The organism is Cohnella algarum (assembly GCF_016937515.1).
GTDB classification, from domain to species: Bacteria; Bacillota; Bacilli; order Paenibacillales; family Paenibacillaceae; genus Cohnella; species Cohnella algarum.
The window spans coordinates 3,118,664-3,142,753 of sequence record NZ_JAFHKM010000002.1 but is presented as its reverse complement, the minus strand read 5'-3'; the positions used below and the strand labels follow the sequence as shown (position 1 = coordinate 3,142,753).

Below are 24,090 nucleotides of genomic sequence, written 5' to 3'. Positions count from 1 at the left end.
TGGGCAGGAGGAGATGAGTAAACACGACTCAATTGAGCGGCCAGCGTGCGCGCAAAGAGGGCGAGATGACTCATTTTTACTCAAATGGCTCGCGGCGGTCGCCGGCGGCTAGCGCGTCAAATTTCGGATATCCTCCTCGATTCGGGAATCGGGCCTCATGCCCAGTTCCTGTTCCAGCAGCTTCTCCATCAGGCGATATTGGCGAAGCGCCTCGTTCTTGTTCCCCAATTCGATATGCAATCGGATCACTTCGTGATGGATGTCTTCCCGCAAGGGATCGAGCTTCAGAATGACGCCGAAATCGTGCAGGGAATCAGGGAGCAGACCGTTTTTCCGGTTGTGCCTGCCGGCCGCTTCCAGCTCCCGAATGTACTCTTGCTCCAGCCGCCGCCGGATCGGGACGGCCCATTCGAACGCTTTTCCTTTCAGAAGTTCTCCGGCATACAGCGCTTCCGCTTTCTTGAGCAGTCTGGAGGCCCGTTCCGGAGCCGATCGAATTTCCTTCAGCAGCCGTTCGAATTCGTACAAATCGCAATCGATGCCGTTCTCTTCGATTCGAATCTCCGTTCGGCCCGCGTGGATGACGCTCCCGGTCTTGTCCGCGTCGACCGCTTGGCGCAAATAGTAAAGAGTCGAGTTCAGGTTTTTTAACGCCTTGTCCGTCTCCAGGCCGCCCCACAGCGTTTCGACGATTTCCTCGCGGCTTACCGTGCGCTTGCTCAGAAGAAAGGCAAACAATTCTTCGGTTTTCGGGCTTCGCAGCTTGAGCGGAACATCCGGACGGCCCCGGTTGACAAGGTTCAATCCGTTAAACAGCCGAATGCGCAGGGAAGGAGCGCTTTGACGCCCCTTGCCGATCTTGCCCAAGGTCAGGTCCAACCGCTCCGCCGTGACCGGTTTCATCAGATAATCCAGGGCGTTGATATCGAACGCTTTGACGGCGTAGTCGCCGTATCCGGTCGCGAACACCAGCTTGATGGAATCGTCAAGCTCCCGCAGCTTGCCGGACAACGTCATGCCGTCCAGCTTCGGCATGGCGATATCCAGGAAGGCGATATCGATCGGATTCGTTTTCGCGAATTCATAAGCCTCCGCCGGGTTCAGAAAAGCGTGGCATGCGCCGAACTCGCCGCTCTCGTGCAAAAGCCTCTTCAGCCGTTTTACCGACAATTCCTCATCGTCTACAATCATTGCCGTTAACATGGTTTACCCTCCCTGCTTTCCGGACGGATGCGCCGGAATGACGAACGATACCGATGTCCCCGCCCTTCTTCGCTATCCAACCGAATGCCCGTGTCGTACAAAAGCTTGAGTCTTCTGTCGATATTCCGCAATCCGACGCCTTTTTTGTCCGAATCGGAGTCCGAATCCGGGTTCAGCACGGCTTTTCTTCTGCTCTCGCTCATCCCGCTCCCGTTATCCGCCACGGTAAAACGAATCCCGCCCTCCGCCCTTTTCGCGGTTACGGACACTTTCCCCCGGTTAAACGTAGACAGCAAGCCGTGCCGGATCGCATTTTCAACCAGCGGCTGCAGAATCAGCGGGGGGATTCGGCTATCCGGGTCCGCCTCCACCTCGTACTCGACCTCAAGCCGGCTCCCGAAACGCGCCCGCTCGATATGCACGTACGCTTCCACGAGCTCCATCTCGCTGCGCAGCGTCGTCAACGAGTCCAATTGCTTGAAATCGAAGCTGCTTCTTAAATAGTCCGAAAGATTCAGCGTCAGTTCCTCCGCCTTCCGGGGGTCGTCAAGGCACAATTCGGCAATCGCGTTCAAGGCGTTGTACAAAAAATGAGGATTGATCTGCGAACGCAAAAACGCGATTTCCGCGTTCGCGGCATTTCGCACCGAAGCCTTCAATCTCGTCAAGCTTCGGACGCGAGCCGTCAGCTCCTCCGCTTCGAACGGCTTTGCGACGAAGTCGTTGGCCCCGATTTCGAGCGCCGACCTCACGTCGTGCGGCCTGCTTCGCGCCGTCAACATCAAAACCGGCAGCTCGAAGGAAGAGAATCGCTCCCTGATTTTCTGGAGCACTTCGTAGCCCGACATGTCGGGCATCATAATGTCCAGAATCGCCAGGGAAAAATCCGGCGTCCGGGAAAGCTGCTCCAGCGCCATTTGTCCGCGATTGACCGCCACGATCGAATACCCTTCCAGCCGGAGCAGGTTGATCATGGCTTGCAGGCTGGCGAAATCGTCGTCCACCACGAGAATCGGCTCGTCGACCTTCCCCTCGACGAAGACGGGGTATTCCGATCTCGGAACGACGGCATCCGGGCGAGGCGGCCCCTCCTCTTCCCGCTGTCCGGCAGCGGCGCCCGAAGCCGCATCCGCTCTCGGAAGCGTGAATATAAATACCGAGCCCTGTCCGGGACTCGATTCCAGCCTGATTTCGCCTCCGTGAAGCTCCACCAGCCTTCTGGTGATGCTCAAGCCGAGGCCGGTTCCCTCGTAGCTCCGGGTTTCGGAAGGATCTACCTGTTCGAAGTCGTTAAATATGCGCTGCTGCATGGACGCCTCGATCCCGATCCCCGTATCGCTTACCCGGACTTCCGCCGCGTCGCCGATTGCCCTGGCGCGGACGGCCACCTCCCCACGGTCGGTAAACTTGATCGCATTGCCGATCAGATTGTGCAAAATTTGAATGAGCCGGTTGCCGTCCGCCTGCACGGCGGGAAAGTCCGCCGGCACGCCGTTGACCAGTGAAATCGGCTTTCCGCCGAGCAGAAACGTATGAATCCGGATAACCGAATCGACGGTCGCCTTCAAATCGACCCTGCTCCTCTGGAGCGCAACGTCTCCATGCTTCATTTTGGAATAATCGAGAAGCTCGTTCACAAGATGGGTTAACCTTCTGCTGCTCCCCAAAATAATGGCCAGGTTTTGCGCCTGTTTCTCCGTAACCGGTCCCTCGATTCCTCTGAGGAGGGTATCGGCGATGCCGACGATGGCGTTCAGCGGCGTTTTCAATTCGTGGGAAGTGTTCGAGAGAAAATCGTCTTTGATCTTGTCGGCTTGCAGCAGCCTGTTCTTCATTTCGTCGACCGTATGGTAGGCTTCGAAAAACCGGAGAACGACCAGGAAGAGGACGACGACGTTGAAGACGACGATATAAAACTGCGAAAGCCAAAGATTTTCTTTCCAGGAGAGGGCAAATAAAATGATGTCCAGGGAGTACAGGTTGATCATGAGAACCGCCATGAACAGCAGCAACGCTTTAAGCCGGCCGCGAGGCGCGCTCCTGACGAAGAGAACGGCGGCTTTCAGAAGCATCCAGATCAGCAAGGCTTCGTACATGAAAATGACGATGACCTGGATGTTCGTATACACGCGGACGGGAGCCGTTGCGACCAGAATCAGGAACGCTCCCAGCACGATCGAGATCGCTTGCAGCAGCCTTAGGGGAACCATGTCTTTTTGCAGCTTGTAGAAAAAAGCGGAGAGCGCGATGAGGCCGGCCATCGAGGCGATATCCTTCGTTTTGTACATCGTTTCGAAAGCGGCGTCGGGCAAAAGCAGCAAGAGCGTCCGTTCGCCGACGAGGCCGTGATAAACGGCAAACAGCGCGCAGGCGACCGCGAACAGAAGCAGCGAAACATCCTTGTTGCGGTAGACGGCCGTCGCCGCGAAGCAGATCAAATAAATGAGCGCCAGCGTGCCGAGAATCGCCAGGATGCTGAATTCGCGCGTCGAATTTTTCACCTCGCGCTCCATCATGGCCGCCTGTTCGCCGAAGTAGAGGGAGATCGGAATGCCCCCGTTGATGTAATCGTAGTTGGCGGCCTGGACGACGATTTCCACATCCCCCTTCTCAAGCGAAACGAGCCCGAACTGGGGCGTGTTGCCGGGGCGATAACCCGCCGCTTCCGCGAACGGCGTTCCATCCTGGAACAGCTTCTGCCCGTTCACGAAAATGGCGCTCGAAAAGCGGATATTGTTTTTTTTCAACGCAAAAACGCCGCTGAACGGCACGTTTTTCAGGACCATCCGGTAGGTCGCGTAGCCGTAAGCAGGCAAGGGGCGGCCGTCAACGATTTTGCCGTTCCATTGGGACGGAACCTTCATATAGGCGGCAGTTGCGGCCGCGTTGCCGCGAAAATCGTCGGGGGCCAGCAGCCGGCCCCAGTAAAATTCCCAATCGCCGTCCAGCCGGATTCGCGTATCCCGCTCGCGATTCCATGAGGAGAGGTCCATGACCCCGTTCCGGACTTGCAAGTCGCCGGCTTGACGGTCGTCATTCGACAGAAGCGACAACGGAATGAGAGAAACCGCGAGGAGGCCGAGCAGGCAAACGAGCAGAGATCTCTTTAACAGTTCAACCAACTCTTATCGTGAATATTGTCGAATAGATGCTATGTTGGATTATTCGACAAATTTTTCAAGATCCCTTCCGCGCGAAAATCAAATCCCCATTTCCCGCATTTTGGCCGTTACCCGCTCGACCCTGCCCTCCATATCCGCGCCGTCAAACTTCGGCAGCTTCAGCTCGCTCACGAGGCTTCCGTCGCGCATGAACAGAATGCGTTCCGTCCGCGCCGCGACCTTCGCGTCGTGCGTGACCAGCATAACGGCGGTCCCGGCCGCGTTGATTTCGGAAAACAGGTCCATCAAACTTTGGCATACCCGAACTTGTCCGCGTACTCCGAAGCCTTGCTGCCGACAAGAGCCGGGTCCGCCAGCTCTGCGGACACCACGCTCCACATCGTCTCTGCCGAATCGTCGGCAAATGCCGCCTTTGCGGTTTTGCCGCCATTCGTGAGATCGGCGTAGATTCCGCTTACCGCGAAGGATTTCTCCTTCCCCTCGATCGCCAGCGCGAGGACGTCGCCCACCTTCTTGCCCAGCTCATCGGCGTTCAAGGCCGAAAGCGCAATTTCGTCGTCCGCTGCGGGCGCTCTGCCGGAGGAGTATCGAATCGGAAAAACCGAATGGTCGCCCAGCTCGATTTTGATAAGCTCCTCCGAGCCGTCCACCTTCGTTGTCCGAAACGTCTTGGTCGTCAGGACGGCGTATCGGGCAATGTCGCGGTCGTTTCGCATCGCGTCGGCGATGTCGGCGGTTTTCTCGGAAATCCGGTCGGTCTGCTGAATGTCGATGCGCAAGTCGTAGCTTCCGATCCCCATATATTGGACGAAGCCGCTGGAGGAAATCGTATGATGCAGGTTTTGCGGAACGATCAGGATAAAGGAAGAAATGACCAGCACCGCCAGCATGGTGGCGTAAAGTCTTTTCCTGGCGAGGACGTCCCTGAGCCCGAGAAAAAGATTCGTGCCGAGCCGCCGATTTTCGCTCAGGTTAAAACGCCTTCCGCCCGCGATTTTCTCCCGCGAAGAGCCGAAACGAATGGCTTCCGCGGCGGAAATGCTCCGGAAGCGGTTCAGCACCCGGCCGGCATAAGCCACGACGGCGAGGAACACGAGCGCGATGCCGACGATTCCGAACAGCGCGGCATGGAAGGGATTCCCGCTTTTCCCCATGTACAGCCGGATATTTTCGAGAAGCATGTCTTTGAACAGGAACGAAAGGGCATACCCGAGAACGCCGCCTCCCGCCGCGATCGCCGCGTATTTGGCCAGATAGATTTTTTTCATGTCGGAAACGCGCATGCCGATTGCCTTCATCACGCCGATTTCGCGGTAGTCGTCCTCGATTTTCGCCAGGAGCGTAAACCGGATGCACATCAAGGCGATCGCCACGACCAGCAGGCTGACGAGCAGGATGACCCCGATCATCAATCCGTCGGAAAGAGCGTTCAGCATTTGAAAAAGCGAATAGGTCACCGTCGGGCCGTTCGCTTCGAGCCCTGCGGAAGCATACGCGGTTTCGAACGCGCCGAGCTTGGACAAATCCTTCAGTCGGAACTCGATCAGATACTCGACGCTGCCGGCATTCCGGATGGCCGCGAAATCGCCTTCGCTGACCAAAAATCTCTTCGAGGAAGAGAGCGCGGAGTTCATCTGCGAATCGCGCAGAAATCCCGCGACCGTGAACTCCTTTTCGCCGATGAAGGCCCTGTCGCCCGCTTTTACCGTATGGTCCTTCATATAGGCAACCGGAACGTAGAGCTCGCCGTCGGATACGCGGATGACATTTCCGTCCAGATCGAGCAAATAATCAAAACTCTCGCTCTGCACGCTGAACCCGTTGTCCTGAACGCTGCCCGCTAGCGACCGGTCGCCCAATCGAATCCGCGCGCCTTCGATATTGAGAAATTCAAGCACTTGAAATTCCTCGACGTTGCCGTACCGTTCCGCAAACGCCGCAAGCCGCGCCGTGTCGATATCGCCCGAATGCATCTGCATGAAATGCGGCGTTTTCGCCGTTTTCATCAGCGTATCCAGCGCGCTCGAAAGATGGACGGTCAGGATCGCCGCGAGCGAAACGAGCATGCCGGCGGCGGCGACGAACAGAACGGTTGCCAGCGTCACGGTTTTGCTCTTGATCATGTCGTTGCGGATGATTCTGGAATACATGGGCCACCTCTGCTTTCATGCTGTCGAATCGATTTCAGGAAGCGCCGTGGCGTTACTCATGGCCGTCCCGATTTCCGCCGGCGAACATCCGCATGACGGACATCAGGCTTCCGCTTTCGGCCCCGAGCAGCCTTTCCGCGTTGAAGACGAACGCCTGCATGCGCGTTAAGCGTTCCTCGTCCGTCAGCGGGACGAGATCGTCATCGAAAACGGCATTCGCGTAAATGACGACCATCTCCATGCATTCGTACGGGAACGGCGTGTTGAACAGCCCCTGCTCCATGCCCTCGCGGATGATGTCCGTCAGAATCGGGGGACGCCGTTCAGGACGACCGTTTGGATTTTCCGGTGCATCAGCGCGTTCTGCGGTTTGTGGATGTGCTCCATGATTTCCTCGCTGCTTCCTCCGTTTAAATTCAGCGCCATCACGGCGCGGATGATACGCTCGACGACGGGAACGCTCTTGTCCGAGGCCGCATCCCGGGCCGCGCTTAACAGACGCGCGCCGTATCGCTCGATCAGCGCGTCCATAATCTCCTCCTTCGACTTGAAGTGATGATACAGCGTCCCCCGCGCAATCCCGACTTTTTCGAGAATATCGTTCGTGCTGGTGCCTTCGAAGCCCTTCTGACCGAACAACTCGTCCGCCGCGTCCAAAATTTCGTTCTTCCGTTCCCCGGCCGTTTTTACGATTCTCATTCGTGCACCCCCACCCTCGACCGACTGTCTGTCGGTCAGATTGTAACATAGGGGGATGGGGGCGTCAAGAGGGGACGAGCACCGTACATACGGATAGAAGAACTCTTCGTTCGGCTGGTGCGAATACCGATCCCCCTCTCGTATTATTCATCGAGCAGGATATAACACCGATAGCTTTTGCTTGAAGGCGCTACTTCGTTTTATTCCATTCTCTCAACAACCTCAAAAACGAAATAACGACAAGTGCGCCAATCAAAACGTTGAGCACGGTAAGGTTAATATTGAGATAATCAAGCTTATTGGTCATTTCAGAAAAAAAGGATCTGATCGAACGATCAACTCTCTCTATCGCATCCTGAATATTACCGAGGGCAATGTTCGTAGAGTTTTCGGACATCCTTAACATTAACAACTCAATACATAGGGTATCTTCCCTTACAATACTGTCCACCGCTTGGCGTTTCGTTCCTGCTTAAGCGAAAAAGAAAAAATCCGGCAAAGCATCGCGGCGGGGCGATCTTATTACCGGAGATTTTATTGCATTGTCACCCTTTATGTCGTCCTTACGGCGTCTTTGACATGATGGCGCCCGATGGGAATGACGTACGGGGAGCCCGAGACGGGGTCCTCGATCACCGTGCAGTCCAGCCCGAACACGTCCTTGATCAACTCGCTTGTAATGACCGTTGACGGCGCGCCCTCGGCGACGAGCCTGCCGCCTTGCAGGGCAAAGATATGGTCGGCGTACCGCGCGGACAGGTTGATGTCGTGCAGCACCATGACGATGGTTGTTCCGTGCTTTCGGTTAATGTCGGTGAGCAGGTCCAGAATCTCGATCTGGTACGTAATATCCAGGAAGGTGGTCGGCTCGTCGAGAAACAGTATATCGGTTTGCTGCGCCAGAGCCATCGCAATCCAGACCCGCTGCCGCTGGCCGCCCGACAGCTCGTCGATAGGATGGTTGGCGAATTCGGTAATATTCATGATTTCCATGGCTTCGGCAACGGCCGCGTAATCCTTTTTCGACCAGCCGCCAAGCAGAGACTGGTGAGGGAACCGGCCTCGTCCGACCAGATCCGCCACCGAAATGCCCTCCGGCACGATCGGAGATTGCGGCAGCAGACCGACGACACGAGCCAATTCCTTGGGCGGAAATTTGCCGATCGGCTTGCCGTCAAGGGTAATGGACCCGGACTCGGGCTTGATCAGCCGCGCCATCGCTTTCAGGAGCGTAGACTTCCCGCACCCGTTCGACCCGATCATGACGCTTATTTTGTTGCCGGGTACGACCAGGCCCACATCGTGGATGACCGTTTTATTTTCATAGCCGGCGACGAGATTTTCGACCTGAAACGTATGCGTCGGTTTCATCACAATTCTCCCTTTCGATTCATGCGGATGAGCAAAAAGATCAGATACGGCGCGCCGAGTATTCCCGTAATGATGCCGACGGGGAACCTGTACTCGAAGGCGAATTGCCCCACCAGATCGGACGCCAGAACGAGATTGACGCCGACAAGGCCCGCCGGAAGGGCGCCGGAGAAGCCTGCGCCGACCAATCTTTTTGCGATCGGCCCCGAAAGAAAGGAAACAAAGGCGATCGGTCCCGTGGTGGCCGTAGCGATCGCGATCATGCAGACGGAGGCGACGATAAGCCCGATCCTTGTTTTGTCCGTGCTGACGCCGAGCGAAAAAGCCGACTGCTCTCCAAGCTCCAATAGGCTGAGATGCTTGCCGAGCGCCATAATGATCGGCGTACAGACGACGACGGCAATGACGAGAGGCGCCAGCTCGCTCATTTGGGAGCCGTTAAGGCTGCCCGCGAGCCATCTTGCCGCCGCGGGAACGTTTTGCTCGTCGCTGACCAGCAGCAGATAGGAAATCAGGGCATCCAGCATCGCTTGTATGCCAATCCCGATCAGAATGAGCCGCCCGATGGAAAAGGCCTTTCCTCTCGACAATGCATAAATGAACAGCACCGTAGCCAGCCCGGCAATGACCGAGGCCGCGGAAATGACCGAACCGTTCGCGTTGAGGACGGTAATGCAGAAAACGGCGGCCGCGCTGGAGCCGGACGTAATGCCGATGACGTTGGGATTCGCCAACGGATTGCGCAGCATGGTTTGAAAGGTATAGCCTGCAATGCCGAAGGCAAAGCCTGCGAACAGGCCCGCCAGCATTCGCGGAAGGCGGATCGTGTTCACTGCGAACGACACGCCTTTGACGGAATCTCCCGTCAGCGCGCGAACGACCTCCTGGACCGGATAAATCGTGTTCCCGAGTAAAAGCATGGCGCAGCAAAGCACGCACGCCAGAAGGAACAGGAGGCCTGTGACGAGAATAAAACGGCGGCGCCTTTGGCGCCTGCCCGCCGCAATTATTGCAATAGATGGATTTGTCATAATGACCGCACTTTCGATCTCATCGCTAGAATGATAAGGATAGGGGCGCCTATAAACGCCGTAACGACGCCGACTTCAAGCTCGCCGGGACTTCCGAGAAGCCTTCCGGCGACATCCGACAGGGTCAAAATAATCGCTCCCGCGAGGGCCGACATCGGAATGACGAAGCGCAAATCCGGTCCAAGGATCAGGCGAATGGCGTGCGTGGCTAAAAGACCGATAAACCCGATAGGGCCGGCGAGCGCGGTGGTCGCCCCGCATAACAAGACGCCCCCCATCGCCGCGATCAGCCGAAGCGTTCCCGTCCGCACGCCAAGTCCCGTCGCGACGTCGTCGCCAAGCGCGAGGGCGTTGAGCGCCGGCGCCGCAATAAATCCGATGAGCAAGCCTGCGATTAGAAACGGGACGAACGTTCCGATGCTGTCCCAGGTGCCCGCCCCCACGCTTCCCACCTGCCAGAATCGGAATTGATCCATGACATAGGAACGCGGGATCAGAATCGCGGAAACAAGCGAAGCAAGGGCGGCGCTTACGGCGGCTCCGGCCAGAACAAGCTTAATGGGCGTAGCGCCGCCACGCCCCATCGAGCCGATTCCGAACACGAAGACTGCCGTAATCGCAGCCCCGGCTAAAGCTAGCCATATATATTGATTCGCGGTGGTTATGCCCAAAAAAGCCATGCCGATCACCACGAATAGCGAGGCTCCCGTATTGACGCCCAGAATGCTGGGATCGGCAAGCGGGTTGCGCGTGACCGATTGCATGAGCGATCCGGAAACCCCAAGCGCCGCGCCGCTCAATAAACTGAAGACGGTCCGGGATATTCTCTTCCGTACGATGTTTGCCCCGTAGGAATCGGCTTCCGGGCGGAACAAACCGTCGATCAGCTCGTGAATGCGGACCGGCCGGGAGCCGAAGACCAAAGAAGCGAATACGCTCACCCCGAGGAGGAGGAGGCCTAGGGTCAGAACCAGGGGGAATCTCCTCGGGATATGCGCGTTTAGCCGAGCGGTGTTCGAAATCGATGAATTATTCATTTACTTTGTCGGCGGCGGCTCCAAGCAGGCTCAAATATTCATCGATCGTGTAGGCGATCGACAGCGGATTTGGCGTGCCTGCGGCTACGAGAGGCGTGTCGCTGTCGATAAACGCGACCGATCCTCTTTCGATTGCAGGGATTTTGCCCAACAGGGAGTCCGCTTTAACGGCTTGATACAACTCGTCGTTGCCATAACCGACCAGAATGTCCGCGTCGTTTAGAGCCTCGGCATTTTCCGCGCTCAACGACAAGGAATAGCTGTTAGGGTCCGTAATCAGGCTCGTGACGCTTTCCGGATAGACGAGTCCCATTTCATGCAGGAAGGAAACGCGCGAATCGATGGGCGTATAAATATGCAGTTTGGACAAATCCTGCGCGTTGAAATTGACCCAAACGATTTTTTTGTCTTTCAATTGAGGGTACTGGCTCAGTTTTTCGCTCACCAAAGCCTCCGTATCCTTAATGAGCTGCTCGCCTTCGGCGGCCATGCCCATGCCGGTCGCATTCAACGTCACCTGCTCTCGCCATGTTGTCGCCCACGGAGCCGTCGGATATGCGACAACGGGAGCGATTTGCGTCAACAAATCGTAATCTTCCTGCGTAATGCCGGAATAGGCCGCAAGGATCACGTCCGGGTTGGCGTCGGAGATCGCTTCGAAGTCAAGGCCGTCCGTATCCTGGAACACGTTTGGTTCGGTTACGTTAAGCTCGTCCAGCTTTTCCTTGGTCCAGGGCAGCAGTCCGCTGCCGTCCTGAACGCCGAAGTTCGCCGCGGAGAAGCCGACGGGAACAACGCCCAGCGCCAGAGCGACATCGTGGTTGGCCCATTGAATGGTCACCACGCGTTCGGGTTTGCTTTCAATGATCGTTTCGCCAAGCGCATGCTGGATGACGATCGGATATTCAACCGCGGCTTCCGAAGATGCCGGAGCTTCCGAAGATGGCGTTTCCGTAGCTGCCGCCGCGCTACCGGACGGAGATGGCGAAGACTCGCCATTGGAGGAATTGGCCGAGCAAGCGGCCAGCAGGACCAGAATCATGGCCGAGACCCATAAGGTCATTAAGGATTTCCTTTTCGTTGCATTCATTCCGCGTATCCATCCTTCTCAAAAATATATTTGTTCTTGCTTGCATCCATGTCGAAGTTCCTTGATAATGATTATCAATTGCACAGTAAATAAATATACCGTGTTTTCGCCTATCTGTCAATAAAAAGCTGGAATATAATGCCGAATTAAAACTAGATGGTCAAGAAGTTTCTTCGCTGTAGTTTCGGCCTGGCTCGACCGATTGGAGGGGCGTCATTCAGGGCCCGAACAGGGCAAAAGTGGAGGGTAGAATCCGGCTTGCATTCGCCAAACCGTCTATAGAATTAAGCTTTCCTGCATACTAAAATAAACTCGTTCCCCTTAGGAATGCGGTATTAAAATCTTGATATTTTCCGCTTTTCAACCTTGCCTGTAAACTGTTTATAAACAAAGTAAGTCATTCGGCTCAAATCGACCAGCGCAAGCCCTCTTTCCTCTTCAATGAAATAGGTATGACTTCCCAGATCGCAATTAAGCCTCCCCCCATCAAAATAAATTCGCTCGACAGGCGTATGGCCGTGAATCACCGGTTTATTTCGCGTTAAGCTGAACAAGTGCTCCTTTGAGATACTGTAAAAGTCGGACTCCGGCATCCAAAGGATTTCTCTGCTTTGTTTATCCAGCGGCTCGTATGGATTCAAACCGGCATGCGTATAGATGAACTCTTCATCTTCGTAAACCATCGGAAGATTGCATACCCATTCAACATGTTCTTTCAATTCGGCTCCGGAAAATGTCTTCTCGAAGTCCCTTAACGTTTCCCGCCCTCCGTGGCTTAGCCACAGCTTGTCTCCGCTCAGATAATAATCCCTCGCCATCTCCTCGTGATTGCCGATCAGGGCAACTACATTTTGGGGATAAGCCTGGGACAACATTTTTATCCGCTTGATGACGTTACCGCTTTGCTTCCCTCGATTGATATAGTCGCCGCCGAACACAACCTGGTCCTTGGCAAAATCGATCTCTGCATGCTTCAACAGGATTTCCAGTCCGTTGTACTCACCGTGTAGATCCGTAATAAAATATTTCAATCATTCCACCTCCTATCGAATACATCTTCATTATAAAGGTACTACTGAGTAGAGTGAAAGTATTGATTGGGCGGACCGTTCTTTCCTGACCTGAAGGCTTGAAAAGCCCCTGAGCATCCAAATCTTAATAATTCAGCAGACGCCCATGATCGTTCCATTGGCCGTACATTTTGTTTTCTCTTGTGTTTGCTATGAATTTGTCCAATCTGCTCCTGAACAATTCCGGCTGATTCTTGATGCTTTGGATCGTGTCGATCCGAACTCTTTTGTAGAGATCCGGAAATGCCATGAAATGATCGTAGACTTGCTTATCCTCTTTCAGCCTTTGCTCGATAACCTCATCTATTCGAAAAGAACGGGGATCCAGATCGGGAAGAACCCTTCTCCCTTCGTCTGTCATGAACCCCAACTTTTCAAGGCGGCGGACACGTTCTTTATTCAATTCTGTCCATGAACTTTTTTTGCTTCGGGGAGACAGTCTTTGAGCCAGCTCCGTTTCGGAAATTTTCTTTTTGACTCCGTCGATCCATCCAAAGCACAACGCTTCCTCGACTGCGTCCAAATATAACAATCGATCAGGGGTAGGCGTCATGCTAACCGGGACCCAGCAAAACTTTTCCGTCTTGCCGTTCTCCTGCAGCCAGTTCCTTAGATCCTTTCTCGATGTTGCCGGAACCCGATTTTCAATTTCCATCAATCAAATCCCCCTTTTCCAATCAGCAAGGTCGCTGCACATATACAAAGATCGAATTAAAAAAATGGCCTCATGAAAGACCATTTTTTGGGGAGCGGGTTACTTTTGCTTGGCTATGACGTTATCCAGAAACTTATCCGCGTCGCGATTAAATTTCCAGCAGACCCCGAACTGATCCACCAGCATGCCGAAGCACGAAGACCAAGGCGTATCGGATAACGGCATGATCACATGGCCGCCGACAGACAAACGATTGAAGTATTCCTCCAGTTCTTGCTTATCCTCGTTGACCAGACTGATCCATACGTTGCTCCCTTTCGTCAACTCGCCCGTTACCGTCTTCATGGAAGGCAAAAGATCCGACATCATGATTTTCCCGCCGCCGAATTCGATCGATGACTCCATGATCATATTTAACTCATTTTCCGGCATCGGATAGTTTGGATCTTGCGGGAAGTCCTTGAATTTCACTTTCTTCACTTCAGTCGCCTTTAACGCCCCCGAATAAAATTCAATCGCTTGTTCGGCAATTCCATCAAAATTCAAATAGGCAATAGCTGGCATAAAGCAATACCTCCTTCTTAAGATACATGTAGTATAATGGATAAAAGGTGACAGCTTATTGTCACCGTTGTGAGATAAAACAAAGAAAAAGAGGGCGAATATGGACAAGGTCGAGAGACTCATTTCGATCATCATGATCCTGCTGAAAAAAGAGGTCGTTCCAACAAGCGAATTCGCGCAATTATTTAACGTTTCCAAACGAACGATCCTTCGCGATATGGAAACCCTGAGCTTGTCCAACATTCCGATCTATTCGATCAACGGGGTGAATGGCGGCTACGGCATTATGGATGAATATAAGGTGGATAAACGTCTACTAAGCAATACCGACATCGAGAATATATTGACTGCGCTTGGCGGATTGGAGCAAATTCTCCTTAGCGAAGAAGTTGAATTGACGATAAAAAAAATAGAAGCCATGGTTAGCCCCTTGTCTCGGAATCGTTCCATTCAACTGTCGTTCTATGATTGGGAGGGCCGGTCCGAAATGGTTCAAACCTTGAAAATATGCCAAGAATCCATCTCGAAGAGAAGGTTGGTTTCATTTGATTATATCGATAAAAATGGCGCTGTAACGAATCGCACGGTCGAGCCATACGAGCTACATTTTAGCGAATCGAGCTGGTATCTGAAAGGATTCTGCTTGCATCGTCAGGGATATCGCACGTTTAAATTATCCCGGATCGATCACCTTGCGATGGATGAAAGAACGTTTCACCCTAGAAGCGATTGGTCGGAACAAGAACGCGAAGCAAGCTTTCAACCGCAGCTCGTCGCGGTTAAGGCATTGATATCGCCCAGCATAAAAGATCAATTCATGGAAAGGTACGGTCGAAAAAGCATTGAGAATTATAGTTCCGAATTTTTATTAGCCACCGTTCATATTCCTCAAAACAGTGTAGGATTTCAATTTTTAGCCGGTTTCGGCACCCATCTGAAAATCATAGAGCCCAAATCTTACGTAGCGGACTTTTGTAATTATTTAACCAGCATGATGGAGAACTATGCTTAAATATGGATTCAAACCGACATTAAGGATGAAAAAAAAAGAGGGGTTCTTCCCCTCTTTACCAATTCCGCCTGAGCAATTCTGAAGAGATTATCTCCCTCGGCCACGGTATAGGTGTTAAAGCTTCGTTCTTTTCGGAAGACTCGCTTGCAGGCGCTTCGCTTGCTTTTGACGATTCGGCCTTGTCTCCCGATCTTTTACTTCAATATTGTACGCGCTCTTGACGCCCTCTTCTGCATTTAGGTAAACGTCATATCTCAAATGCACGAATAGGGGCGCCTGTCGACTGCGTAATTCCTTGCGAATAACGAATGGCTTCGTCCAGCACATCGCGTATTTCTTCGCCGGTATTTCAGTGATCGTTCAAGGAGGGCTTTAAGCGTTTGTTAAGCGATGATCGGTATCCTGTCCTTAGACTTTCGTCATTTTTTGACATCATTCGAAGGGAGAAAAACATGAAACGCAGAATTTCACTTGGATTGTTTTTGTTAATGCTGCTTTCTATCATCCAACCGTTCTTGTACAGTCACCCGGCCGATGCGGCGGGGACGCCCATGACAGGTTCGGGAACTGCAACTGATCCGTATATCATCACGGACGCCGATCAACTCAATAGCGTCAGGGATAAACTTGGTTCTTCCTATAAGCTCGGCAATGATATCGACTTGAGCAGTTATTCGAATTGGGAGCCGATAGGAAATGCCTCGGCAAATTTTTTAGGTCGTTTTGACGGAGCCGGTCATACAATCACTAACTTGACGATTAATCGAACGGATATCGACAATGTTGGGTTATTCGGTTGGGTGGGCAGTTACGGAAAAATCGAAAATGTCAAACTGGTAAATGTAAATGTAACAGGAAGGTTGACAGTTGGCGGCTTAGTTGGCAGAAATCATGGCGGAAACATCAGCTATAGCTCTGTCAACGGGAATGTGTCAAGTGCCGGTAATTATGTTGGCGGATTAGTTGGAGATAATTATGGGAAAATCAGCAAAAGTTCCTCAAGCGCCACAGTAACGGGCAACGGCTACAATTATGTCGGCGGATTGAGCGGATACGCTAATGCGGCTTCCGTCATCGATAATAGTTACGCTACCGGAGAGGTGAAGGGTGCCGGAAACGTTGGCGGGCTCATAGGAAGAAATTACAGGGGACAAATCATCAACAGTTATGCCGCCGGTAAGGTGAGCGGCACCGCCCCAGTCGGAGGTCTGATTGGAAATAATGATTCCGGAACGATAACTTCCAGTTTTTATGACACTACAACCACTCAACAAACGGATACAGGGAAAGGCGATCCGAAATCGACCGCTGAAATGCAGACGAAATCTACGTTCACCGGCGCGGGTTGGGACTTCGAGACCGTATGGGAGATAAGTGGCGGGCAGTATCCGGCACTTCAGCCTCTTGTGACCGATGCCGATGCCGTAGCGGATGCCAAAGCCGCATTGGAAATCGGCTATGGCAGCGGCGACAGTGAAACGAGCGTCACGCAAGACCTGACGCTCCCGATTTCGGGAGCAAGCGGCACGACGATTACCTGGTCTTCCAGCGATCTGGCCGTCATCGGAGTAGACGGAAACGTTACCCCTCCTTCCTTCACGGCAGGAGACCAAACCGTCACACTCACGGCCACGATTACGAAAGGGACGGCAACCGACACCAAAACGTTCACCGTCACGGTGAAAGCCCTGCCTGAATCCGATGCCGAAGCCGTAGCGAATGCCAAAGCCGCATTGGAAATCGGCTATGGCAGCGGCGACAGCGAAACGAGCGTCACGCAAGACCTGACGCTCCCGATTTCGGGAGCAAGCGGCACGACGATCACCTGGGCATCCAGCGATCTGGCCGTTATCGGAGAAGACGGAAAGGTCACCCTTCCATCGTCAACGACAGGAGACCAAACCGTCACGCTCACGGCCACGATTACGAAAGGCAGCGAAACCGACACCAAAACGTTCACCGTCACGGTGAAAGCCCTGCCTGAATCCGATGCCGAAGCCGTAGCGAATGCCAAAGCCGCATTGGAAATCGGCTATGGCAGCGGCGACAGCGAAACGAGCGTCACCCAGGATTTGACGCTTCCGACTGCGGGAGCAAGCGACACGACGATCACCTGGGCATCCAGCGATCTGGCCGTCATCGGAGAAGACGGAAACGTTACCCCTCCTTCCTTCACGGCAGGAGACCAAACCGTCACGCTCACGGCTACGATCAAGAAGGGCAGTGAAACCGAGACCAAAACGTTCACCGTCACGGTGAAAGCCCTGCCTGAATCCGATGCCGAAGCCGTAGCGAATGCCAAAGCCGCATTGGAAATCGGCTATGGCAGCGGCGACAGCGAAACGAGCGTCACCCAGGATTTGACGCTTCCGACTGCGGGAGCAAGCGACACGACGATCACCTGGGCATCCAGCGATCTGGCCGTTATCGGAGAAGACGGAAACGTTACCCCTCCTTCCTTCACGACAGGAGACCAAACCGTCACGCTCACGGCCACGATTACGAAAGGCAGCGAAACCGACACCAAAACGTTCACCGTCACGGTGAAAGCACTGCCTGAATCCGATGCCGAAGCCGTAGCGAATGCCAAAGCCGCATTGGAAATCGGCTATGGCAGCGGCGACAGCGAAACGAGCGTCACCCAGGATTTGACGCTTCCGACTGCGGGAGCAAGCGACACGACGATCACCTGGGCATCCAGCGATCCGGCCGTTATCGGAGAAGACGGAAACGTTACCCCTCCTTCCTTCACGGCAGGAGACCAAACCGTCACGCTCACGGCCACGATTACGAAAGGGACGGCAACCGACACCAAAACGTTCACCGTCACGGTGAAAGCCCTGCCTGAATCCGATGCCGAAGCCGTAGCGAATGCCAAAGCCGCATTGGAAATCGGCTATGGCAGCGGCGACAGCGAAACGAGCGTCACCCAGGATTTGACGCTCCCGACTGCGGGAGCAAGCGACACGACGATCACCTGGGCATCCAGCGATCTGGCCGTCATCGGAGAAGACGGAAACGTTACCCCTCCTTCCTTCACGGCAGGAGACCAAACCGTCACACTCACGGCCACGATTACGAAAGGGACGGCAACCGACACCAAAACGTTCACCGTCACGGTGAAAGCCCTGCCTGAATCCGATGCCGAAGCCGTAGCGAATGCCAAAGCCGCATTGGAAATCGGCTATGGCAGCGGCGACAGCGAAACGAGCGTCACCCAGGATTTGACGCTTCCGACTGCGGGAGCAAGCGACACGACGATCACCTGGGCATCCAGCGATCTGGCCGTTATCGGAGAAGACGGAAACGTTACCCCTCCTTCCTTCACGACAGGAGACCAAACCGTCACGCTCACGGCCACGATTACGAAAGGCAGCGAAACCGACACCAAAACGTTCACCGTCACGGTGAAAGCACTGCCTGAATCCGATGCCGAAGCCGTAGCGAATGCCAAAGCCGCATTGGAAATCGGCTATGGCAGCGGCGACAGCGAAACGAGCGTCACCCAGGATTTGACGCTTCCGACTGCGGGAGCAAGCGACACGACGATCACCTGGGCATCCAGCGATCCGGCCGTTATCGGAGAAGACGGAAACGTTACCCCTCCTTCCTTCACGACAGGAGACCAAACCGTCACGCTCACGGCCACGATTACGAAAGGCAGCGAAACCGAGACCAAAACGTTCACCGTCACGGTGGTGGCAATTGAGACGGCTCCGCCGACAACGATACCCGTAACAGGCCTAACGTTGGATAAGCCGACATTAACCTTGACGGCGGGAGGCGCAACGGCAGCGCTGAAGGCAACAGTTGCACCATCGAACGCGACGAACAAAAACGTCACGTGGAGTTCGAGCAATCCAAGCGTTGCGACGGTAGCATACGGCGTAGTGACGCCGGTAGCCGCCGGAACGGCGACGATTACGGCGATGACAGCTGACGGCGGGTTTACCGCATTTAGCGAGGTGACGGTATCCAATCCTTCTCCGGTTATCACGACGCCGACACCGGTAACCTCGCCCGAACCGGCAACAAACGAAATTGAAGTTCTCGTCAACGGCAAAGTAGGGAATGCGGGAACCGTGACAACCTCGACCCTCAACGATCAATCGGTCACCACCGTAGCAGCGGACCCGGACAAGCTGGATAAGATGCTCGCGGCAGAGGGAGAGAACGCCGTGGTCATCATTCCGGTTAATACCGGAACGGATGCGGTTGTCGTTGAACTGAACGGTCAGATGGTCAAAAATATGGAGCAGAAGCAAGCGGTCGTTGAGATCAGGACGCAACAAGGGACCTATACGCTGCCAGCCCGGCAGATTAACATTGATTCCATCTCAAGCCAATTAGGGCAAACAGTAAATCTGCAAGACATCAAGATTCATATTCAAATCGCGACCCCGACAGCTGACGCCGTCAAGCTTGTGGAGGATACGGCTTCGCAGGGCGGCTTTAGTCTCGTCGTCCCGCCGGTCGAGTTTATCGTGCAAGGTACCTATGGCGGCCAGACGGTCGAGATCAGCCGGTTTGACGCTTACGTGGAGCGAACCATCAACATTCCCGACGGCGTCGATTCTAACCGCATCACCACAGGAGTCGTAACCGATCCGGACGGAACCGTTCGCCACGTTCCGACCAAGATCGAGATGATCGACGGGAAGTATTACGCGGTCATCAACAGTCTGACTAACAGCTTGTATTCCGTTATCTGGAATCCGGTCGAATTCAGCGACGTCGAAAACCACTGGGCGAAAGTCGCGGCAAACGACATGGGGTCCCGCATGGTCGTCGACGGCACGGGAAGCGGGCTGTTCAGCCCGAACCGGGACATCACAAGAGCCGAGTTTGCAGCGATCTTGGTACGCGGATTAGGACTTAAGCTGGATAATGAAACCTCGGCGTTCTCGGACGTAAAGGCGGCGGATTGGTATGCGAGCGCGGTCGCGACGGCTTACGAGTATCATCTGATTACCGGATTCGAGGACGGAACGTTCCGACCGGCGGACAAGATCACTCGCGAGCAAGCGCTGACGATGATCGCGAAGGCCATGCAGTTGACGGGGCTACAAGACAAGCTCTCGTCTCCAGCTTCCGAGATTGCGCTCGGCGCGTACGCCGACGCAGACGAAATCGGCGACTGGGCAAAATCGGGCATTGCGGACAGCTTGCAGGCAGGGGTGTCAACGGGTCGAAGCGCTTCGGAGTTGGCTCCCAAAGCGTTCATCACCCGTGCGGAAGTAGCAACTCTCATGCAGCGCCTGCTCCAGAAGTCCGAATTGATCTAGTCGCAAGAAAAAACCCTCTTATGGGCTTCAAGCCCAGTAAGAGGGTTTTCTCGTTTAATGGGGTAGCTGCTGCTACTAGAGCAGTTGAAAATGGCCTCGCCGCTCGTCGTGTAGTCATACAACAAACTGATTCCTCCATCCCGCAACAAAATCCATAATCTAAAGTTTAGCGAGATTCATTTTCGGTGGGATATACCCGAGATTCCTTCCCATTTTCACCATTTAGCCCCTATGATGAAATTCGTGCGTAATGGTGTTACTTTAGGAAGTGATTTACCTAGGGCGCGATTCCCCAACCATACCCGATATCCATCGGCTACGTGAACATGCAGGCCGCGAATTGACTCTATAATCAGAGGGGGACAAAGTTTCACAAAAGCTAAATAAAGATTCTCTCGTTCGTTAGATCAATTTATACTGGCTGGTGAACACATTCATCCTTCTCCTTGAATTATATAGACGAGATTCAGACCCAGCACAAGATCCGACATCTAAGTAGACGTTGACGTTGTGAAAGTGCTCTAGCTCGGTATAGCAGGCAAACTCTTTGCCGCGGTCTGTAGTAGCGGTTTTAAAGACACCTTGTGGGTACTGACTAGCGGCTATACCAAAGGCAATCTCCATCGAATGTGAGGTGCGGTCAGGCATCTTAACAGCGAAGTATAATCTTGTCTTACGCTCGATAAAAGTGGCTGCACAGGCTTTGCTTTTCCCTCTGCTGGACACGACTGTATCGAGCTCCCAATGACCAAAGGTCGTACGTTTACGCACTTCCTTAGGGCGCTGACGGATCGGAGTACCGACGAGCTTGCCATCATAAAGCCAGCGATAGATTGTCTTAAAGCAAACGCTAGGCTGCCCCCTCGCTACGCCGCTTCTCTGCGATCTGCTCGGGCGACCATGTCTGCTCAAGCTTCTCTTGCAACTCTGCGGCAAGCCTAGCAGAGAACTTGCCGCTGGGACACTTGAGGCTCTTCGCTCGTGATAGGCGTTATGAGCGGCTCCTGCGTCGGACCGTTCAGCCGTCTGTCCTCTCTTGAGTTCTCGGGCTATGGTGGAATGATGACGACCAAGCTCCTGACCAATCGCTCTAGCGGTCCAGCCAAGCCCATGCAAGGTCTTTAGTGTCATCAGCCACTTTAATTGACGGTAGATTCGGAACCGCCAATGACGGTGGCTTTTTGCTTTCCTCACCGCCGTTTCGGAGACAATTATATTTCGCCTTTGTTTGTCGGCGTAAAAAAACTGCTCCGAAGAGCAGTTAGAACAGCGGTCGGACGCGGTACTTGGCATGTCGGTGGAGCCAGAACTTCGAATTTCCAAACTTCACGTACCAGTCCGTATCGAGCTCAAGGTTGGATGGCAAGAAGTGCTTTCCTACTTGAATCATCACGGCATCACCACAACGTAGCGAGCAAAGCAACTCTTCTCCATCGTACACGTTCCAACGCTCGGTATCTCCATGAAATCGTATCTCATTCATATTTGTCATCCCTCACTGTTCCTTAAATTCAGCTAGGATCCTCGTCACATGGACGGTATCAATCATTTTGTCTTTTCGCAGCACTGCATCCAGAAGCGCAGCGGTGCAGACGTTATTTATCTCTCGGCATATCCCCCGAGCATGCGCGTATATGGCGTCCATCGCTTCTGTCGTAAACACCGGCCCTGTACTTCCGGCAACCTCCAATTGGTGGGAGATGTAATCGCGGCACTCCTCGAGCGACAAGCCTTCCAAATGAAAACGCACGTTCATCCGCTGTGTAATCGGCTTGAAGATTCTCAGTTGCAACGTGGCCTGTAGTTCCGGCTGTCCAATGAGCAGCAGGGCAAGCGGCGAAATCGAGTCCATACGAAAATTCGTCAAAAAGCGTATTTCTTGCAGCATGTCTCCTGAAAGCAGGTGCGCTTCATCCACGACAATAACGGCGACCTTCTGCTGGTTCTCGTACAAATCCCATACGAGGTGCTGGAATTGCCGTTTGGCTTCGCTGCGCAGAAACTTGGGCGGCAAGCCGAAGTGGTGGAGGAGTTCACGGTAAAAGTCCCTTGGTTTCAGATTCGCATCCGACAGATAGATAAACCGGTACTTGTTCGGATCCAGTTGGTCTTTCAAGTAGCGAACGGCTGTCGACTTGCCGCAGCCAATTTCACCGGTGACGCAGCCAATCGAGCGAGTCATCACCATATACTGCATCCGTGCTACACATTCTTCGAATCGCTTGGAGCGGTGCAGATGCCGTGTTTCAATCTCCCGGGTGAACGGAACGCGCTCCCACCCGAAGAAACCACGAATCATGAGCGATTCACCTCTTTCATCGCTCGCGAAAGCGCAGCGCCTTGCGCTTCGCGGGTCTGCCGTTTCTGTTCTTCCACCAATAATTCCACATAGTTGAGGCCCGTCTTCGGCGGTTGCATGACGGCCTTCGGTTCATCCTGCTTCGGCCGGTTTTTCGGATCGCGGAGCTTCATTGGCTTCGCGTCTTCATAGCGCTGGCCGTCCTTCCACACCTGGATGACGGACAGGTCGTGCGGATCGAATCGCACCTGAATCTTCGAGCCGGCAAGCTCTGTCTGGACCTCGAATATCGTGCCCAGCAGCGAGATGCATCCCGTTTTGTCCACTTTGCGGGATTCCTCCAGCAAGAATACTTCTATGAGTTCATGCGGCGGCAACATGCGAATCGGGTGGTCGTCTTTTTGGTATCGGTCGACTGGGCGCTGCTTAAAGCTGTTGTGGACTTTCTGGTGGTAAGCAATCTCAAGCCACGCCGAGAAGAATCGATTCAAATCGTTAAGCGTCTGGATCTTCCCTTGTTCAATCAGGTCGTATGCCTCCGGCACAAAGCTCTGGTCGACAAATCGGAAGAACTTTTCTTGCTTCCCGCGTCCCATAGGACGTCCGGGGCGAGTATGCTTAAGCTCTGCCCCCAGTCGCCCGCAAATCCGCTCAAAATGGTGTGAAGAATAGATGGCGCCGTTATCGACATAGATCATTTCCGGCACTCCGTTCTTTAAAATCGCCTTCTTCAGGCAATCCTCCAGCCGGGCCACACGTTCCTCGAAATAGAACTGGCCATGCACACGAAGCGAGAGTAATCGTCAATGAAAATAACCAGATAGGCCATGACCTTCTTGCCGGGCTTGTCCGGATGCGGAAGGTAAAGGGTATGCTGCACATCGCCTTGCCACATGCTATTTCGGTGCGTGGCTTCAAACCGGCGAAAGTGGCTCCACCCCGTATTCAGTAACGCTTTGCGCGTGACGCCGCGGCGGCGAAGCTGCTTGCTAAGCGTGCTTTCTTTCAGGGTGCCGGGGGCCACGAATGCCGCCAGTTCCAGAATCGCAATAATCTGCCTGACGCTTCGGCCGGGTTGCTCCTGCTTTAAGGCAATCGCTTTGGCAAGCACATCCTCGGGGATTTCCCTGGTCGTGAGTTTGTCTGCTCGGACGGAGGGCAACAGCGCCTCCCATCCGCCTTCGCGATACGCTTTTAAATATCGCTCAAGCGTTCGTAGACTAATTCTCCTTCGCTGTCCCGACGACGTTTCATACTCATGGCTTACAATTTCGCGCATCAACGCCATCTGTTCTCCGGGATCCAATTTGCGGCTAACCAGTGATGCAATTAAGCCATAACGGAAGTTGGCTTCTTGCTGCCTTGCTTGCTCATCCATGCTAAATCTCCTCTCCCTGTGGTCTATGAGAGTATCGCATAGACGCTAGAAGCCAGGGAGGGCGCATATTTTGTGGGATCAGGAGGGCAACTTGCCGTCCAGGCGATTTTTAAAGCAATTTTGG

General features: G+C 53.9%; 16 protein-coding genes and 4 pseudogenes. 3 read left to right on the top strand and 17 right to left on the bottom strand.

Features of this window, described 5'->3' with window-relative positions; genetic code table 11:
* Positions 1-108 precede the first annotated feature (108 nt).
* From JW799_RS14135 to JW799_RS14080, 12 genes and pseudogenes are all read right to left on the bottom strand, one after another.
* Positions 109-1,203 (bottom strand): response regulator, encoded by a 1,095-nt coding sequence (locus JW799_RS14135; protein ID WP_205430373.1) that lies wholly within the window; start codon positions 1,201-1,203, stop codon positions 109-111.
* On the bottom strand, positions 1,197-4,325 hold the full coding sequence (locus JW799_RS14130; protein ID WP_205430372.1) for an ATP-binding protein: 3,129 nt from the start codon (positions 4,323-4,325) through the stop codon (positions 1,197-1,199). Before JW799_RS14130 ends, JW799_RS14135 begins: the two co-directional genes overlap by 7 nt.
* A 78-nt stretch (positions 4,326-4,403) precedes the next feature.
* Positions 4,404-4,619 (bottom strand): annotated as a pseudogene (locus tag JW799_RS14125) (ABC transporter ATP-binding protein); the annotation flags it as partial.
* Positions 4,610-6,475: an FtsX-like permease family protein gene (locus tag JW799_RS14120; RefSeq protein ID WP_205430371.1), complete on the bottom strand. Its 1,866-nt coding sequence runs from the start codon at positions 6,473-6,475 to the stop codon at positions 4,610-4,612. The pseudogene JW799_RS14125 and the gene JW799_RS14120, both read right to left, overlap by 10 nt.
* Before the next feature lie 52 nt (positions 6,476-6,527).
* Positions 6,528-7,174 (bottom strand): annotated as a pseudogene (locus JW799_RS14115) (TetR/AcrR family transcriptional regulator).
* A gap of 552 nt (positions 7,175-7,726) precedes the next feature.
* The gene (locus JW799_RS14110) at positions 7,727-8,545 is read right to left on the bottom strand and encodes an ABC transporter ATP-binding protein (RefSeq protein ID WP_205430370.1); all 819 of its coding nucleotides are present in this window, start codon (positions 8,543-8,545) and stop codon (positions 7,727-7,729) included.
* On the bottom strand, positions 8,545-9,576 hold the full coding sequence (locus JW799_RS14105) for a FecCD family ABC transporter permease (protein WP_205430369.1): 1,032 nt from the start codon (positions 9,574-9,576) through the stop codon (positions 8,545-8,547). The genes JW799_RS14110 and JW799_RS14105 overlap by 1 nt, the downstream gene beginning before the upstream one ends.
* Positions 9,573-10,613 carry a FecCD family ABC transporter permease gene (locus tag JW799_RS14100; RefSeq protein WP_080834967.1) on the bottom strand — a complete coding sequence of 347 codons (1,041 nt, stop codon included), beginning with the start codon at positions 10,611-10,613 and terminating at the stop codon, positions 9,573-9,575. The genes JW799_RS14105 and JW799_RS14100 overlap by 4 nt, the downstream gene beginning before the upstream one ends.
* Entirely contained in the window at positions 10,606-11,703 is a 1,098-nt protein-coding gene (locus JW799_RS14095) for an iron-siderophore ABC transporter substrate-binding protein (protein WP_080834969.1), read from the bottom strand. The genes JW799_RS14100 and JW799_RS14095 overlap by 8 nt, the downstream gene beginning before the upstream one ends.
* Before the next feature lie 335 nt (positions 11,704-12,038).
* Positions 12,039-12,734, bottom strand: a complete 696-nt coding sequence (locus JW799_RS14090; RefSeq protein WP_080834971.1) for a metallophosphoesterase — start codon at positions 12,732-12,734, stop codon at positions 12,039-12,041.
* Positions 12,735-12,858: 124 nt separating this feature from the next.
* The gene (locus tag JW799_RS14085) at positions 12,859-13,428 is read right to left on the bottom strand and encodes a YdeI/OmpD-associated family protein (protein WP_205430367.1); all 570 of its coding nucleotides are present in this window, start codon (positions 13,426-13,428) and stop codon (positions 12,859-12,861) included.
* A 99-nt stretch (positions 13,429-13,527) separates the two neighbouring features.
* Positions 13,528-13,992, bottom strand: a complete 465-nt coding sequence (locus tag JW799_RS14080; protein WP_205430366.1) for a VOC family protein — start codon at positions 13,990-13,992, stop codon at positions 13,528-13,530.
* Between the two features lie 100 nt (positions 13,993-14,092).
* Here JW799_RS14080 and JW799_RS14075 point away from each other — a divergent pair, with 100 nt between their 5' ends.
* From JW799_RS14075 to JW799_RS14070, 3 genes and pseudogenes are all read left to right on the top strand, one after another.
* Positions 14,093-15,004: a helix-turn-helix transcriptional regulator gene (locus tag JW799_RS14075; RefSeq protein WP_205430365.1), complete on the top strand. Its 912-nt coding sequence runs from the start codon at positions 14,093-14,095 to the stop codon at positions 15,002-15,004.
* A gap of 452 nt (positions 15,005-15,456) precedes the next feature.
* A pseudogene (locus JW799_RS30145) lies at positions 15,457-16,179 on the top strand (GLUG motif-containing protein); the annotation flags it as partial.
* Positions 16,180-16,317: 138 nt separating this feature from the next.
* Entirely contained in the window at positions 16,318-20,289 is a 3,972-nt protein-coding gene (locus JW799_RS14070) for an immunoglobulin-like domain-containing protein (RefSeq protein WP_240353278.1), read from the top strand.
* A gap of 495 nt (positions 20,290-20,784) precedes the next feature.
* Here the strand turns inward: JW799_RS14070 and JW799_RS14065 are convergent.
* The 5 genes and pseudogenes from JW799_RS14065 to JW799_RS14045 all read right to left on the bottom strand — a co-directional run.
* Positions 20,785-21,420 (bottom strand): annotated as a pseudogene (locus JW799_RS14065) (IS30 family transposase); the annotation flags it as partial.
* Between the two features lie 130 nt (positions 21,421-21,550).
* Positions 21,551-21,772, bottom strand: a complete 222-nt coding sequence (locus tag JW799_RS30140) for a DUF5348 domain-containing protein (protein ID WP_176220599.1) — start codon at positions 21,770-21,772, stop codon at positions 21,551-21,553.
* A gap of 12 nt (positions 21,773-21,784) precedes the next feature.
* Positions 21,785-22,588 carry an ExeA family protein gene (locus JW799_RS14055; RefSeq protein ID WP_080832318.1) on the bottom strand — a complete coding sequence of 268 codons (804 nt, stop codon included), beginning with the start codon at positions 22,586-22,588 and terminating at the stop codon, positions 21,785-21,787.
* Positions 22,585-23,343, bottom strand: coding sequence for a Mu transposase C-terminal domain-containing protein (locus tag JW799_RS14050; protein ID WP_205430363.1), 759 nt, complete (start codon positions 23,341-23,343; stop codon positions 22,585-22,587). Before JW799_RS14050 ends, JW799_RS14055 begins: the two co-directional genes overlap by 4 nt.
* Positions 23,319-23,966: a transposase gene (locus JW799_RS14045; RefSeq protein ID WP_205430362.1), complete on the bottom strand. Its 648-nt coding sequence runs from the start codon at positions 23,964-23,966 to the stop codon at positions 23,319-23,321. Before JW799_RS14045 ends, JW799_RS14050 begins: the two co-directional genes overlap by 25 nt.
* Between the last annotated feature and the right edge of the window lie 124 nt (positions 23,967-24,090).